This is a genomic window from Rhodoferax mekongensis (genome assembly GCF_032191775.1).
Taxonomy (GTDB): Bacteria; Pseudomonadota; Gammaproteobacteria; order Burkholderiales; family Burkholderiaceae_C; genus Allorhodoferax; species Allorhodoferax mekongensis.
This window is the reverse complement of sequence record NZ_CP132507.1, coordinates 147746-160205: the sequence shown is the minus strand read 5'-3', so window position 1 is coordinate 160205 and position 12460 is coordinate 147746. Positions and strand designations below refer to the sequence as shown.

The 12460-nt window shown below is 58.4% G+C and carries 15 protein-coding genes and 4 tRNA genes; all 19 read left to right on the top strand.

The features are described 5' to 3' along the window. Positions 1-84 precede the first annotated feature (84 nt). The 19 genes from RAN89_RS00700 to rplL all read left to right on the top strand — a co-directional run bounded on the left by RAN89_RS00700 (position 85) and on the right by rplL (position 12246). Complete coding sequence (locus RAN89_RS00700; protein WP_313867788.1) at positions 85-1602, top strand: anthranilate synthase component I family protein; 1518 nt, start codon at positions 85-87, stop codon at positions 1600-1602. Further along, positions 1599-1919: a chorismate mutase gene (locus RAN89_RS00695; protein ID WP_313867787.1), complete on the top strand. Its 321-nt coding sequence runs from the start codon at positions 1599-1601 to the stop codon at positions 1917-1919. Before RAN89_RS00700 ends, RAN89_RS00695 begins: the two co-directional genes overlap by 4 nt. Further along, complete coding sequence (locus RAN89_RS00690; RefSeq protein ID WP_313867786.1) at positions 1916-2491, top strand: anthranilate synthase component II; 576 nt, start codon at positions 1916-1918, stop codon at positions 2489-2491. The genes RAN89_RS00695 and RAN89_RS00690 overlap by 4 nt, the downstream gene beginning before the upstream one ends. Positions 2492-2558: 67 nt before the next feature. After that, positions 2559-3641: a low-specificity L-threonine aldolase gene (ltaE, locus tag RAN89_RS00685; RefSeq protein WP_313867785.1), complete on the top strand. Its 1083-nt coding sequence runs from the start codon at positions 2559-2561 to the stop codon at positions 3639-3641. Positions 3642-3654: 13 nt separating this feature from the next. Further along, positions 3655-4317 (top strand): LysE family translocator, encoded by a 663-nt coding sequence (locus RAN89_RS00680; RefSeq protein ID WP_313867784.1) that lies wholly within the window; start codon positions 3655-3657, stop codon positions 4315-4317. Positions 4318-4326: 9 nt separating this feature from the next. Further along, positions 4327-5370 (top strand): anthranilate phosphoribosyltransferase, encoded by a 1044-nt coding sequence (gene trpD, locus RAN89_RS00675; protein ID WP_313867783.1) that lies wholly within the window; start codon positions 4327-4329, stop codon positions 5368-5370. Positions 5371-5385: 15 nt separating this feature from the next. Continuing rightward, the gene (gene trpC, locus RAN89_RS00670) at positions 5386-6174 is read left to right on the top strand and encodes an indole-3-glycerol phosphate synthase TrpC (RefSeq protein ID WP_313867782.1); all 789 of its coding nucleotides are present in this window, start codon (positions 5386-5388) and stop codon (positions 6172-6174) included. A gap of 3 nt (positions 6175-6177) precedes the next feature. Further along, positions 6178-6927 carry a uracil-DNA glycosylase gene (locus RAN89_RS00665; protein ID WP_313867781.1) on the top strand — a complete coding sequence of 250 codons (750 nt, stop codon included), beginning with the start codon at positions 6178-6180 and terminating at the stop codon, positions 6925-6927. 101 nt (positions 6928-7028) lie between these two features. After that, positions 7029-7114, top strand: a tRNA-Tyr gene (locus RAN89_RS00660). Positions 7115-7148: 34 nt separating this feature from the next. Beyond that, positions 7149-7222 (top strand) — tRNA-Gly (locus RAN89_RS00655). A 58-nt stretch (positions 7223-7280) separates the two neighbouring features. After that, positions 7281-7355, top strand: a tRNA-Thr gene (locus tag RAN89_RS00650). Positions 7356-7444: 89 nt separating this feature from the next. Further along, entirely contained in the window at positions 7445-8635 is a 1191-nt protein-coding gene (gene tuf / locus RAN89_RS00645) for an elongation factor Tu (protein ID WP_313867780.1), read from the top strand. An 11-nt stretch (positions 8636-8646) separates the two neighbouring features. Beyond that, positions 8647-8722, top strand: a tRNA-Trp gene (locus tag RAN89_RS00640). A 104-nt stretch (positions 8723-8826) separates the two neighbouring features. Continuing rightward, positions 8827-9210: a preprotein translocase subunit SecE gene (gene secE / locus RAN89_RS00635; RefSeq protein WP_313867779.1), complete on the top strand. Its 384-nt coding sequence runs from the start codon at positions 8827-8829 to the stop codon at positions 9208-9210. Next, the gene (gene nusG, locus RAN89_RS00630; protein WP_087495290.1) at positions 9210-9803 is read left to right on the top strand and encodes a transcription termination/antitermination protein NusG; all 594 of its coding nucleotides are present in this window, start codon (positions 9210-9212) and stop codon (positions 9801-9803) included. Before secE ends, nusG begins: the two co-directional genes overlap by 1 nt. Before the next feature lie 136 nt (positions 9804-9939). Beyond that, complete coding sequence (gene rplK / locus RAN89_RS00625; protein WP_087495289.1) at positions 9940-10371, top strand: 50S ribosomal protein L11; 432 nt, start codon at positions 9940-9942, stop codon at positions 10369-10371. Further along, positions 10372-11067, top strand: a complete 696-nt coding sequence (gene rplA / locus RAN89_RS00620) for a 50S ribosomal protein L1 (protein WP_087495288.1) — start codon at positions 10372-10374, stop codon at positions 11065-11067. Between the two features lie 231 nt (positions 11068-11298). Continuing rightward, positions 11299-11826, top strand: a complete 528-nt coding sequence (rplJ, locus tag RAN89_RS00615) for a 50S ribosomal protein L10 (protein ID WP_094475612.1) — start codon at positions 11299-11301, stop codon at positions 11824-11826. 42 nt (positions 11827-11868) lie between these two features. Next, positions 11869-12246 (top strand): 50S ribosomal protein L7/L12, encoded by a 378-nt coding sequence (gene rplL, locus RAN89_RS00610; protein WP_087495286.1) that lies wholly within the window; start codon positions 11869-11871, stop codon positions 12244-12246. The last annotated feature ends 214 nt before the right edge of the window (positions 12247-12460 follow it).

The window sequence follows — 12460 nt, the reverse complement described above, 5'->3', positions numbered from 1 at the left end:
ATCTATTGCGCGCACCTTTTTCCGGGTTTGTGGCCTTGCCCGCAAGCCCCCGTGAATAGATTGTTTGAGAGGCGTCGCCCCCCGATGACTGAATCTGAATTTCTGGCCCTGCAAGCGCAAGGCTACAACCGCATCCCGCTGAGCACCCAGGCTTTTGCGGATCTGGAAACCCCACTTTCTGTGTACCTCAAGCTGGCCCGCAATGCCGGCGACGCCGAACCCGCTGCCAACAGCTTTCTGCTGGAGTCGGTGGTGGGCGGCGAGCGTTTTGGCCGCTACAGCTTTATCGGCCTGCCTGCGCGCACCTTGGTGCGTGCCAGCGGATTCGGTGCGGCGGCCTGCACAGAGGTAGTGACTGAGGGTGTGGTGGTGGAAACCTCGGCACTCAACCCGCTGGACTTCATTGCCCAATATCAGCGGCGTTTCAAGGTGGCCTTGCAGCCCGGCATGCCGCGCTTTTGCGGTGGCCTGGCGGGCTACTTCGGGTACGACGCTGTCCGATACATCGAGAAAAAGCTGCAGGACAGTTGCCCGCCCGATGAGTTGGGCACGCCCGATATTCTGCTTTTGCAGTGCGAAGAGTTGGCGGTGATCGATAACCTGTCCGGCAAGCTGCACCTAATGGTGTACGTGGACCCGGCTTTGCCCGGTGCCTATGCCGCAGGCCAAGCGCGCTTGGCCGAGCTGCGTGCCAAGCTGGCGCAGGCCGTAAGCGCGCCGGATATCAAGCCTTCGCAAAGCTTTGAAGCCCAGCGTGACTTCGCCAAGGCGGACTACATCGCCGCCGTGGAACGTGCCAAAGAGCTGATTGCCGGTGGCGACTTCATGCAGGTGCAGGTGGGCCAGCGCATCAAAAAGCGCTACACCGCCTCGCCGCTCAGCCTGTACCGCGCCCTGCGTACCCTGAACCCCAGCCCGTACATGTACTTCTACAACTTCGGGGATTTCCAGGTGGTAGGCGCTTCCCCTGAAATCTTGGTGCGGCAAGAACAAATCACCGCAGGCGACAAGCCCGGCACCAAAGTCACCATCCGCCCCCTGGCCGGCACGCGCCCGCGCGGCGCCACGCCCGAGCTGGACAAGGCCGCCGAAGTCGAGCTGATCAACGACCCCAAAGAGCGTGCCGAGCACGTGATGCTGATCGACCTGGCCCGCAACGACATTGGCCGCATTGCCGAAATCGGCTCGGTCAAGGTGACGGACGCTTTCATCGTCGAGCGGTACAGCCACGTGATGCATATCGTGAGCAACGTAGAGGGAACCTTGAACGCCGGCATGACCAGCATGGATGTGCTCAAAGCCACGTTCCCTGCGGGCACGCTGACCGGCGCGCCCAAGGTGCACGCCATGGAACTGATTGACCAGCTGGAGCCTACCAAGCGCGGCATTTACGGCGGCGCTTGCGGTTACCTGAGCTACGCGGGCGATATGGACGTGGCGATTGCCATCCGTACCGGCATCATCAAGAACGAAACCTTGTATGTGCAAGCCGCCGCCGGTGTGGTGGCCGACAGCGTGCCTGAACTGGAGTGGAAAGAAACCGAAGCCAAGGCGCGTGCACTGCTGCGTGCCGCCGAGCTGGTGGAGGAGGGTCTGCAATGATCACCGCCAACAAAGCACAACATTGCGAGACCATGGCCGAAGTGCGCAGCCACATCGACGCGCTGGATGAGCGCATTACCGCCTTGCTGGTGGAACGCACCGGCTACATGACACAAGCTGCCCGCATCAAGCAGGATGCGAGCAAGGTTCACGACCAGGAACGCATTGAATTCATCGCCGCCCGCGTGCGCCGCATGGCGGCAGAGCAGGGTGGCCAGCCTGAGGTGGTGGAAGCCGCTTACCGCGCCCTGATGGACGCATCCATTGCATTTGAGCGCCGGGAGTTTGCCCGTTTGCGCCAAGGAGAAACAGTATGAAGCTCGTGATGATCGACAACTACGATTCGTTCACCTTCAACATCGTCCAGTACTTCGGCGAGTTGGGCGCAGAGGTGGAGGTATTCCGCAACGACGAAATCACGCTAGCAGGCATTGCCGCCCGCGGCGCCGACCGGCTGGTCATTTCGCCCGGCCCATGCTCGCCCAATGAAGCGGGCATTTCGGTACCCGCCATTCGCCACTTCATGGGCAAGCTGCCGATTCTGGGCGTCTGCCTGGGTCACCAGAGCATTGGTGCGGCCTTGGGCGGCAAGATCATCCGTGCGCAGGAGCTGATGCACGGCAAGACCAGCGTCATCACCACCACGCAAGAAGGCGTTTTTGCCGGCCTGCCCGAGAAATTCACCGTGAACCGCTACCACTCACTGGCCATTGAGCGGGCCACTTGTCCGCATGAGCTGGCAGTCACTGCGTGGACGGATGATGGCGAAATCATGGGGGTGCGCCACAAGAACCTGCCGCACGCCGTGCGCATGGAGGGGGTGCAGTTCCATCCGGAAAGCATCCTCACGGAGCATGGCCACGCCATGCTGAAGAACTTTTTGCAATAAACCGGTAGGCGGGTAGCTATTCTTTTGATAGCTGTCTGCGCATATCCAACGGGCGCCAGAGGCTGAAATGACCACTATTGTTGATTTGCGCAGTGACACCGTCACCCGCCCTACCGCCGCCATGCGGGAGGCCATGTTTGCCGCTCCGCTGGGCGACGATGTGTTCGGGGATGACCCCAGCGTCAACGCGCTTCAAGACAAAGTCGCCGCCCTCCTGGGTTTCGAAGCGGCCTTGTTCATGCCTACCGGGACCCAAAGCAATTTGTGCGCTTTGATGGCGCACTGTGGACGGGGGGACGAATACATCGTCGGCCAGCTGGCGCACACCTACCGTTATGAAGGTGGCGGTGCCGCGGTGCTGGGCAGCATTCAGCCGCAGCCCCTGGCGCAGGACGCCGGCGGCCAGATGGCATTGGCCGACATCGCCGCCGCCATCAAGCCCGACGACTGCCACTTCGCACGCACCCGCTTGCTGTGCCTGGAAAACACCTGGAATGGCAATCCCATGCCGGTCAGCTACCTGGAGCAGGCCACCGGGCTGGCGCGGGAACGCGGGCTGGCGGTGCACCTGGACGGCGCACGGCTGTTCAATGCGGCAGTGGCCACGGCGAAGGCCGGGGAGTCCGTCCTTCAATCAGCCAGGCGTATTGCCGGCTACTTTGACAGCGTCTCGGTGTGCTTCAGCAAAGGGCTGGGCGCGCCGGTGGGCTCGGCCCTGTGCGGCAGCCGTGAGCTGATCGCCCGTGCCCACCGCGTCCGCAAAATGGCCGGGGGCGGTATGCGCCAGGCCGGCTTTTTGGCTGCAGCTGCGAGCTATGCGCTGGATCATCACCTGGACCGATTGGCCGACGATCACGATTTGGCGCAAAGCCTGGCCACCGGCTTGCAGGGTATTGCCGGCCTGCACGTGCGATCTGCGCAGACCAATATCGTCTTTGTAGACGTGGCGGATGGGCGTGGCCCGGATTTGCTGGCGTTCCTCAAGGCGCGCGGCGTGTTGGCCACCGGCCTCATCGGCCTGCGCTTTGTGACGCATCTGGATGTGGATGCTGCTGGTATTGACCGTGCGATTGCCGGCATCCACGAGTTCTTTGCCCACGCCACTCCGGTGGCAGGTGCTGCGGTCAGTCGCGGCGCCGCGGTGTACTGAGGGGCAGCGGGCGATGTGGGCTGAACTGGGGATTGAACACTTGGGGCTCTTCGTGCTGTCCGGCTGGCTGCTCAACCTCACACCCGGGCCCGATGTGTTGTACATCGTGAGCCACGCTTTGCGCAGCGGGGTGCGTGCGGGTATCGTGGCGGCGTTCGGCATTACCGCAGGTTGCTTTGTGCACATTGTGGCGGCCGGCTTGGGCGTGAGTGCCTTGCTGGCCACCTCGGCGATGGCTTTCACCGTGCTCAAGTGGGTGGGGGCTGCGTATCTGGTGTTCATGGGCCTACGCATGCTTACGTCCAAAACCCAGCCTGCTATCGATTTGGAAGCTGCTAGCGCAGATTCCACGGGCGCTGGAGGCCTGAAAGCCATATTTTTTCGTGGCTTTCTGACCAATGCCCTCAACCCCAAGGTCGCACTGTTCTTTCTGGCCTTTGTGCCGCAGTTCATCACTCCGGGCGCCAGTCACCCGACGCTGGCTTTCTTGGTGCTGGGGGTGCTGTTCAACGTCAATGCCATCCCCATCAACATTGGCTACGCCGTCTTGGCAGGCTGGGCGGCGCAGCGAACCGCGCTGGTTCAACAAGGCATGCACTGGCTGGACCGTGTGGCTGGCGCCTTGTTTGTAGGATTCGGAATCAAACTGGCGCGCACCGCCGCGCCCGAGCTTTAAGGAGACGCCATGCCCCACACCGTCAAAATAACCCCCCAAGAGGCGCTGCAGCGCACCATTGAACACCGTGAAATCTTTCACGATGAAATGCTGCACCTGATGCGCCAGATCATGTCCGGCGAGATGTCGCCCGTCATGATGGCCGCCCTCATCACCGGCTTGCGGGTCAAGAAGGAAACTATCGGCGAAATCACGGCCGCCGCGCAGGTGATGCGCGAGTTCTCCACCAAAGTGGAGGTGGCCGACAAAACCAACTTGGTAGACATTGTGGGTACGGGCGGCGACGGCAGCCATACCTTCAACATCTCGACCTGCAGCATGTTTGTCGCCGCGGCGGCGGGTGCCAAGGTCAGCAAGCACGGCGGGCGCAGCGTCAGCAGCAAGAGCGGCAGCGCCGATGTGCTCGAAGCGCTGGGCCTGAACATCAACTTGAAACCCGACCAGATCGCCCACTGCATTGCCGAGCAGGGCATCGGCTTCATGTTCGCGCCCAACCACCACCCCGCCATGAAAAACGTGGCCCCGGTGCGCAAGGAGATGGGCGTGCGTACCATCTTCAACATCCTGGGGCCGCTGACCAACCCGGCTGGAGCGCCCAACATCCTGATGGGCGTGTTTCACGCCGATCTGGTGGGTATCCAGGTGCGGGCCTTGCAGCGCCTGGGTGCGGAACACGCGATCGTGGTGTACGGCCGTGACGGTATGGACGAAGTGAGCCTGGGCGCCGGCACACTGGTCGGCGAGCTCAAGAATGGCGAAATCCGCGAGTACGAGATCCACCCCGAAGATTTCGGCATGGTCATGGCCAGCAACCGTGCCCTCAAGGTGGAAACCGCTGAAGACTCCAAAGCCATGTTGATGGGCGTGCTCAATAATCAGCCCGGCCCGGCCAAAGACATTGTGACGCTGAATGCCGGCGTCGCCCTGTATGCCGCCAATGTGGCGGAAAGCATGGAAGCTGGCATAGCACTTGCGCGTGCAGCTATTGAATCAGGAGCGGCCAAGGCCAAGCTCGACGCACTGGTGGCCCTCTCCAGCCGCTTGGCGAACTAACTATCAGGACCCCCCATGAGCGACATTCTCGACAAAATCGTAGCCGTCAAGCACCAGGAAGTGGCGGCTGCCAAGAACCGCAAATCGCTGGAATTCGTGCGTGCGGACGCCGAGTCCCGCGTGCTGACGCGTGACTTTGTGGGCGCCCTGCGCGCCAAGATCGCCGCCGGCAAGCCGGCTGTGATTGCCGAGGTCAAGAAGGCCAGCCCGTCCAAAGGCGTGATCCGCGCCGACTTTATCCCTGCAGACATTGCCCAGAGCTATGCCGAGCATGGTGCAGCTTGCCTCTCGGTGCTGACCGACGTGCAGTTTTTCCAGGGTGAGGTGGATTACCTCAAACAGGCCCGCGCCAGCTGCCAGTTGCCGGTGCTGCGCAAGGACTTCATGGTGGATCCGTATCAAATTTACGAGTCCCGCTCCATGGGAGCCGACGCCATTCTGCTTATTGCAGCGTGCCTGGACGATGCGCAAATGAAAGATCTCGAAGCGATTGCCTTTGGGTTGGATATGGCGGTACTGGTGGAAGTGCATGACCAAGAGGAGCTGGAGCGAGCCTTGAAGCTCAAGACCCCTTTGCTGGGCATCAATAACCGCAACCTCAAGACGTTTGATGTGACGCTGGACACCACGCTGACGCTGCGCTCCATGGTGCCCGCCGACAAACTGCTGGTGACGGAAAGCGGCATCCATACCCGGGACGACGTGCTCCGCATGGGTGCGGCAGGGGTGAATGCATTTCTGGTGGGCGAGGCCTTCATGCGTGCGCCGGAGCCCGGTGAAGCGCTGGCCGCCTTGTTTGGCTGAGGTATGCAGCTCTCCTTGCTGGTCGGTGAGTCGGATCCTGCTGCAAACGGGCAGCGCGCTAGCCAGTTGCGGTCTGCCGATCCCGATCAGTGGCCGGTTGACCCGAGCTGGGAGAGTGTCAAGAACGCATTTTTTCGGAGCGCGCAGGGCCAAGCGTTGTGTGCACGTTTGCAGCGCAGGCTGGATGAGGGGGCTGTGATTTTCCCGCCTGAGCCCTTGCGGGCGCTGTCCCTCACGGCCTTGGGTGATGTGCGGGTAGTCATCCTCGGGCAGGACCCCTACCACGGACATGGCCAGGCGGAGGGTTTGGCCTTTTCGGTGGCGCAGGGCGTTGCAGTTCCGCCGTCCCTTCGCAATATCTTCAAAGAGCTTGCGCGGGAGGGTGAAGCAGCGGTCACCCTGTTTCCTGTGACGGCAGGTAGTTTGCAGCCTTGGGCGCAACGGGGCGTGTTGCTCTTGAATACCTGCTTGACGGTCGAAGAGGCGCAGCCGGCCAGCCATTCCAAGTGGGGCTGGGAGGTGTTTACCGATATGGTCATCCGCGAGGTCTCCGACCAGACGCCGGGTGTGGTTTTTATGCTGTGGGGCGCACATGCGCAGGCAAAGCAGGCCTTGATAGACCCTGAAAAACACTTGGTCTTGTGTGCGAATCATCCATCCCCGCTCTCGGCGTCACGGCCGCCGGCCCCATTTATCGGGTGCGGCCATTTCGCCCAAGCAAGCCGTTGGTTGCAAGCTGGAATTCGGGATTGAAATCGACGGCATAACCAATTCTGAATTGCCAGCGATTGCAAAAAACTTTGGGGGCAGGTGACAAGTGCCCCATAAAGCTGGCATAATCCGAGGCTCACCTTGGAGAGGTGGCCGAGTGGTTAATGGCAGCAGACTGTAAATCTGCCCTCTTACGAGTACGCTGGTTCGAATCCAGCCCTCTCCACCAGTGACATAAAAGACTGTTAGATTGGCGGGCCTGCGCGGGGTTCGTATAGTGGTAATACCTTAGCCTTCCAAGCTAAAGCGAGGAGTTCGATTCTCCTACCCCGCTCCATTGTCTTGATGTTGCTGTAATTAGGTAAAGTTTTTAAGGTTTGCGAAAGCAGGCCTTTGCCCTTTTGGCTCAGTGGTAGAGCACTCCCTTGGTAAGGGAGAGGTCGCGGGTCCGATTCCCGCAAAGGGCACCAATTTGGCGTTGCCGCTGGCATGCTTGTGATGGCGGTAGTACGGCGATAGATAGTTATTTGTTTGAACCTATTACTTTTCGGAGCTAAGCATGGCAAAAGAAAAATTCACCCGTACCAAGCCCCACGTGAACGTGGGCACGATTGGTCACGTGGACCACGGCAAGACAACCCTGACAGCTGCTATCACCACCGTGTTGGCTGCCAAGTTCGGCGGATCTGCCAAGGCTTACGACCAGATCGACGCTGCTCCTGAAGAAAAAGCACGCGGTATTACCATCAACACCGCTCACGTCGAATACGAAACCGCCAACCGCCACTACGCTCACGTGGACTGCCCCGGCCACGCTGACTATGTGAAGAACATGATCACAGGCGCAGCCCAAATGGACGGCGCTATTCTGGTGTGCTCCGCTGCTGACGGCCCCATGCCACAAACCCGCGAGCACATCCTGTTGGCTCGCCAAGTGGGTGTTCCTTACATCATCGTGTTCCTGAACAAGTGCGACATGGTCGATGACGAAGAATTGCTCGAACTGGTGGAAATGGAAGTTCGCGAACTCCTGTCCAAGTACGAATTCCCCGGCGACGACACTCCCATCGTGCGTGGTTCCGCCAAGTTGGCCATGGAAGGCGACAAGGGCGCTCTGGGCGAAGAAGCCATCATGAAGCTGGCTGACGCACTGGACACCTACATCCCCACCCCTGAGCGTGCAGTCGACGGCGCATTCCTGATGCCCGTGGAAGACGTGTTCTCCATCTCCGGTCGTGGTACCGTGGTGACAGGTCGCGTGGAGCGCGGCATCATCAAGGTCGGCGAAGAAATCGAAATCGTCGGTATCAAAGACACCCAGAAGACCACCTGCACAGGTGTGGAAATGTTCCGCAAGCTGCTCGACCAAGGTCAAGCTGGCGACAACGTCGGTATCCTGTTGCGCGGCACCAAGCGTGAAGACGTCGAGCGCGGCCAAGTGCTGTGCAAGCCCGGCTCCATCAAGCCCCACACCCACTTCACCGGCGAAATCTACGTTCTGTCCAAGGACGAAGGCGGCCGTCACACTCCTTTCTTCAACAACTACCGTCCCCAGTTCTACTTCCGTACCACGGACGTGACCGGTGCGATCGAGTTGCCTGAAGGCAAAGAAATGGTGATGCCTGGTGACAACGTGTCCATCACTGTGAAATTGATCAACCCCATCGCCATGGAAGAAGGCCTGCGTTTCGCTATTCGCGAAGGTGGTCGTACCGTGGGCGCTGGCGTGGTTGCCAAGATCATCGCGTAAAGGAAGTCTGTAGGGGTATAGCTCAATTGGCAGAGCGTCGGTCTCCAAAACCGAAGGTTGTAGGTTCGATTCCTACTGCCCCTGCCACCGGAAGCAAGGTCGGTGGATGAAAAAAGAGCCCGCTACGGTGTAGCGGGCTTCAGCGTCTTAAGGTCGCTGAAACTGAATGCAAGCAAACGCGAAAAAGAAACATGGCTTCGACACAAATTGAAACGGTCAACACCGGCGCAGACAAGTTTAAGCTTGGTGCGGCGGTTGCATTGCTTTTGGCGGCGCTGGCGGCCTTCTATCTGCTGGGCAAACAAGGCCAAGTGGTGCAATGGGGTGCATTGATTGTGGGTCTTGCCTTGGCGGCTGGTGCATTCTTTTCTTCAGAACCCGGTCGTCAACTGATTGCATTCGGTCGCGACGCATGGCGCGAAGTGAAAAAAGTAGTCTGGCCTGCCCGGAAAGAGGCGATTCAGATTACCGCGTATGTCTTTGGATTTGTGCTGATCATGGCGGTGTTCTTGTGGTTGACTGACAAGACGCTCGAATGGCTCTTTTACGACTTGATCCTGGGATGGAAGAAATAATGACTGACGATGTGCTCGTTCCCACGGTGGAAGCTACTGCGTCTGCTGCACCTGCCAACCCGGATTTGCGTTGGTATGTGGTGCATGCGTACTCCGGCATGGAGAAGGCTGTTGAGCGCAACATCTTGGAGCGTATCCAGCGTGCTGGTATGCAGTCCAAATTCGGACGCATTCTCGTGCCGATGGAAGAGGTTGTTGAAGTCAAAAACGGCCAAAAGAAAACCACCGAGCGCAAGTTTTTCCCCGGTTATGTCTTGGTCGAGATGGTCATGGATGACGATACTTGGCACTTGGTGAAGCACACCAACAAGGTAACCGGTTTCGTGGGTGGTGCGAAGAATCGCCCGGCCCCGATCTCCGAAGCTGAAGTGATGAAGATCGTCAATCAGATGCAGGAGGGTACTGACAAGCCCCGTCACAAGATTGAGTTCGTGGTTGGAGAGTTTGTGCGGGTGAAGGAAGGTCCTTTCACGGACTTCAATGGTTCCGTGGAAGATGTGAATTACGAGAAGAGCAAAGTGCGGGTGTCTGTCACGATCTTCGGTCGTTCTACTCCTGTGGAGTTGGAGTTCTCGCAGATCGAGAAAACCTAAGGCAAATTTCGCGGCTGTAAGGCTGCAGCGCATCGTGTTTTTATCGACTCGACACGGTGCAAGATAGAGAGTCGTTAACCCCGGGAAGCCGTAGGCGAATGGTTCGCTGAAAGCGCTATACCCGCAAGGAGAAATCATGGCGAAAAAAATCGTCGGCTTCATCAAGCTGCAAGTGCCAGCTGGCAAGGCCAACCCATCCCCACCCATCGGTCCAGCATTGGGTCAACGTGGTTTGAACATCATGGAGTTCTGCAAGGCGTTTAATGCCCAGACCCAAGGTGTTGAACCTGGTCTGCCACTGCCTGTGGTGATCACAGCTTTTGCTGACAAGAGTTTCACCTTTGTTATCAAGACCCCACCTGCGACCGTCTTGATCAAGAAGGCCATCAAGTTGGACAAGGGTTCTTCCCGTCCTCACGTTGACAAGGTTGGCAAGATCACTCGTGCCCAGCTCGAAGAAATTGCAAAAACCAAAATGAAAGACATGACTGCTGCTGATCTGGATGCCGCAGTTCGTACGATCGCTGGTTCTGCCCGTTCCATGGGCGTGAATGTGGAGGGCGTGTAAATGTCCAAGTTGACCAAAAAGCAAAAAGCCCAAGTTGGCAAAATCGACAGCAACAAGCTGTACGCACTGTCTGATGCATTGGGTTTGGTAAAGGAATTTGCCAACGCCAAGTTCGATGAGTCCATCGACGTAGCAGTGCAACTCGGTATCGACGCCAAGAAGTCTGACCAGGTGGTTCGTGGTGCTGTCGTGCTGCCCAACGGCACAGGTAAAACAAAGCGTGTCGCTGTGTTTGCTCAAGGTGCCAAGGCTGAGGAAGCCAAGGCAGCAGGTGCTGACGTTGTTGGTATGGACGATTTGGCTGCCATGGTCAAGGCTGGCGACATGCCGTTTGACGTTGTGATCGCAGCGCCTGATGCTATGCGTATCGTTGGTACTTTGGGTCAAATCTTGGGCCCACGTGGTCTGATGCCTAACCCCAAGGTAGGTACTGTGACTCCTGACGTCGCTACTGCTGTCAAGAATGCAAAAGCTGGTCAAGTCCAGTTCCGCGTTGACAAAGCCGGTATTGTGCACAGCACCATTGGCCGTCGTTCCTTTGAGGCTGCCCAGCTTCAAGGTAACTTGGCCGCATTGGTTGATGCCTTGAACAAGGCAAAGCCAGCTTCCAGCAAGGGTCTGTACCTGCGCAAAGTGGCTGTGTCTTCTACCATGGGTGTGGGCGTGCGCGTGGACATTCAGTCCATCGCGGCGTAATCGTGAATTTGAGGTGCCTGTAATGGGTGCCTCGATGTGGTGGGCTGGCGTGACTTTCGGGAAACGGCAGGCCATCCAAGACCGTTGGTGTGCAGCTCGCTGCACTTAATAAATCAACCAACGCAGATGGCGATCCCGCTGCAGATGGAATGAATATTCTGTTAACAGTTGGTCGCTGCAATGTGGAGCACAAGCGACGCAAGTCGCAAAGTGCATTTAAAGGAGTAGACCTTGAGTCTGAATCGCAGTGAGAAAGAAGCGGTCATCAGTGATGTGACCGGCCTCGCCGCTAAAGCTCAAACGCTCGTGATCGCGGAATACCGCGGCATCACGGTCGCTGACATGACCAAACTGCGCAACACCGCGCGCAGCGCTGGCGTGAGCCTGAGCGTGTTGAAAAACACCCTTGCCCGTCGTGCTGTGGCAGGTAGCAGCTTTGAAGTTGTGTCTGACCAGATGACCGGTCCTCTGATCTACGGCTTTTCCGAAGACGCAGTAGCTGCCGCTAAGGTAGTTGCAGAGTTCGCGAAGACCAACGACAAGTTGGTTATCCGTGCTGGTGCGTACGGCGGCAAGGCTCTTGACGTGAACGGCGTGAAGCAATTGGCAAGCATCCCTTCGAAGGAAGTGTTGTTGGCTCAATTGTTGGGCTTGATGCAGTCCCCCATTTCCCGCACAGCACGCGTGCTGGCGGCTTTGGCGGAACAGCGTGGCGCAGGCGCAGCAGAAGCTGCTCCCGCAGAGGCAGCCGCAGCGTAATCGCTGCCTGTCTGTAGTAACCAATATTGTTAGGAAATCAAAATGGCATTCGATAAAGACGCATTTTTGTCCGCTTTGGACAGCATGACAGTCATGGAACTCAACGACCTGGTGAAAGCCATCGAAGAGAAGTTTGGCGTGAGCGCTGCTGCGATGGCTGCTCCTGCTGCCGGTGGCGCAGCTGGTGGCGCAGCTGCTGCTGAAGAAAAGACCGAATTCAACGTGGTCCTGACTGAAGCCGGCGCAAACAAAGTGTCCGTGATTAAGGCTGTGCGCGAAATCACAGGTCTGGGCTTGAAAGAAGCCAAGGATCTGGTTGACGGCGCGCCCAAGGCAGTCAAGGAAGGCATTTCCAAAGCTGACGCTGAAGCCGCTAAGAAGAAGCTGGAAGAAGCTGGCGCTAAGGTCGAACTCAAGTAATCGACCGCTTCGCATGGGCTGGAGGTTCCAAAAGGGCCTCCAGCCTTTGCCGCTTGTAGGTGGCGTAATTAGTGTGCACTGGAAAACAGTTGGTTTACTGTTTTCCAGTGTCTTCTGATCCGACTGCAGAAGATGCCTTGGTTCGGGTTGCGTGCAATGCGCGACCGTCCGCCAATGATTGGTAGTGGCCAATCACCAAGCCTGTTGAGAGTGG

Coding starts and splice junctions, on each gene's coding strand:
- rplL (WP_087495286.1), top strand. CDS start 11,869: ATGGCATTCGATAAAGACGCATTTTTGTCCGCTTTGGACAGCATGACA.
- trpC (WP_313867782.1), top strand. CDS start 5,386: ATGAGCGACATTCTCGACAAAATCGTAGCCGTCAAGCACCAGGAAGTG.
- tuf (WP_313867780.1), top strand. CDS start 7,445: ATGGCAAAAGAAAAATTCACCCGTACCAAGCCCCACGTGAACGTGGGC.
- RAN89_RS00665 (WP_313867781.1), top strand. CDS start 6,178: ATGCAGCTCTCCTTGCTGGTCGGTGAGTCGGATCCTGCTGCAAACGGG.
- secE (WP_313867779.1), top strand. CDS start 8,827: ATGGCTTCGACACAAATTGAAACGGTCAACACCGGCGCAGACAAGTTT.
- nusG (WP_087495290.1), top strand. CDS start 9,210: ATGACTGACGATGTGCTCGTTCCCACGGTGGAAGCTACTGCGTCTGCT.
- RAN89_RS00690 (WP_313867786.1), top strand. CDS start 1,916: ATGAAGCTCGTGATGATCGACAACTACGATTCGTTCACCTTCAACATC.
- RAN89_RS00680 (WP_313867784.1), top strand. CDS start 3,655: ATGTGGGCTGAACTGGGGATTGAACACTTGGGGCTCTTCGTGCTGTCC.
- RAN89_RS00700 (WP_313867788.1), top strand. CDS start 85: ATGACTGAATCTGAATTTCTGGCCCTGCAAGCGCAAGGCTACAACCGC.
- RAN89_RS00695 (WP_313867787.1), top strand. CDS start 1,599: ATGATCACCGCCAACAAAGCACAACATTGCGAGACCATGGCCGAAGTG.
- ltaE (WP_313867785.1), top strand. CDS start 2,559: ATGACCACTATTGTTGATTTGCGCAGTGACACCGTCACCCGCCCTACC.
- rplK (WP_087495289.1), top strand. CDS start 9,940: ATGGCGAAAAAAATCGTCGGCTTCATCAAGCTGCAAGTGCCAGCTGGC.
- trpD (WP_313867783.1), top strand. CDS start 4,327: ATGCCCCACACCGTCAAAATAACCCCCCAAGAGGCGCTGCAGCGCACC.
- rplA (WP_087495288.1), top strand. CDS start 10,372: ATGTCCAAGTTGACCAAAAAGCAAAAAGCCCAAGTTGGCAAAATCGAC.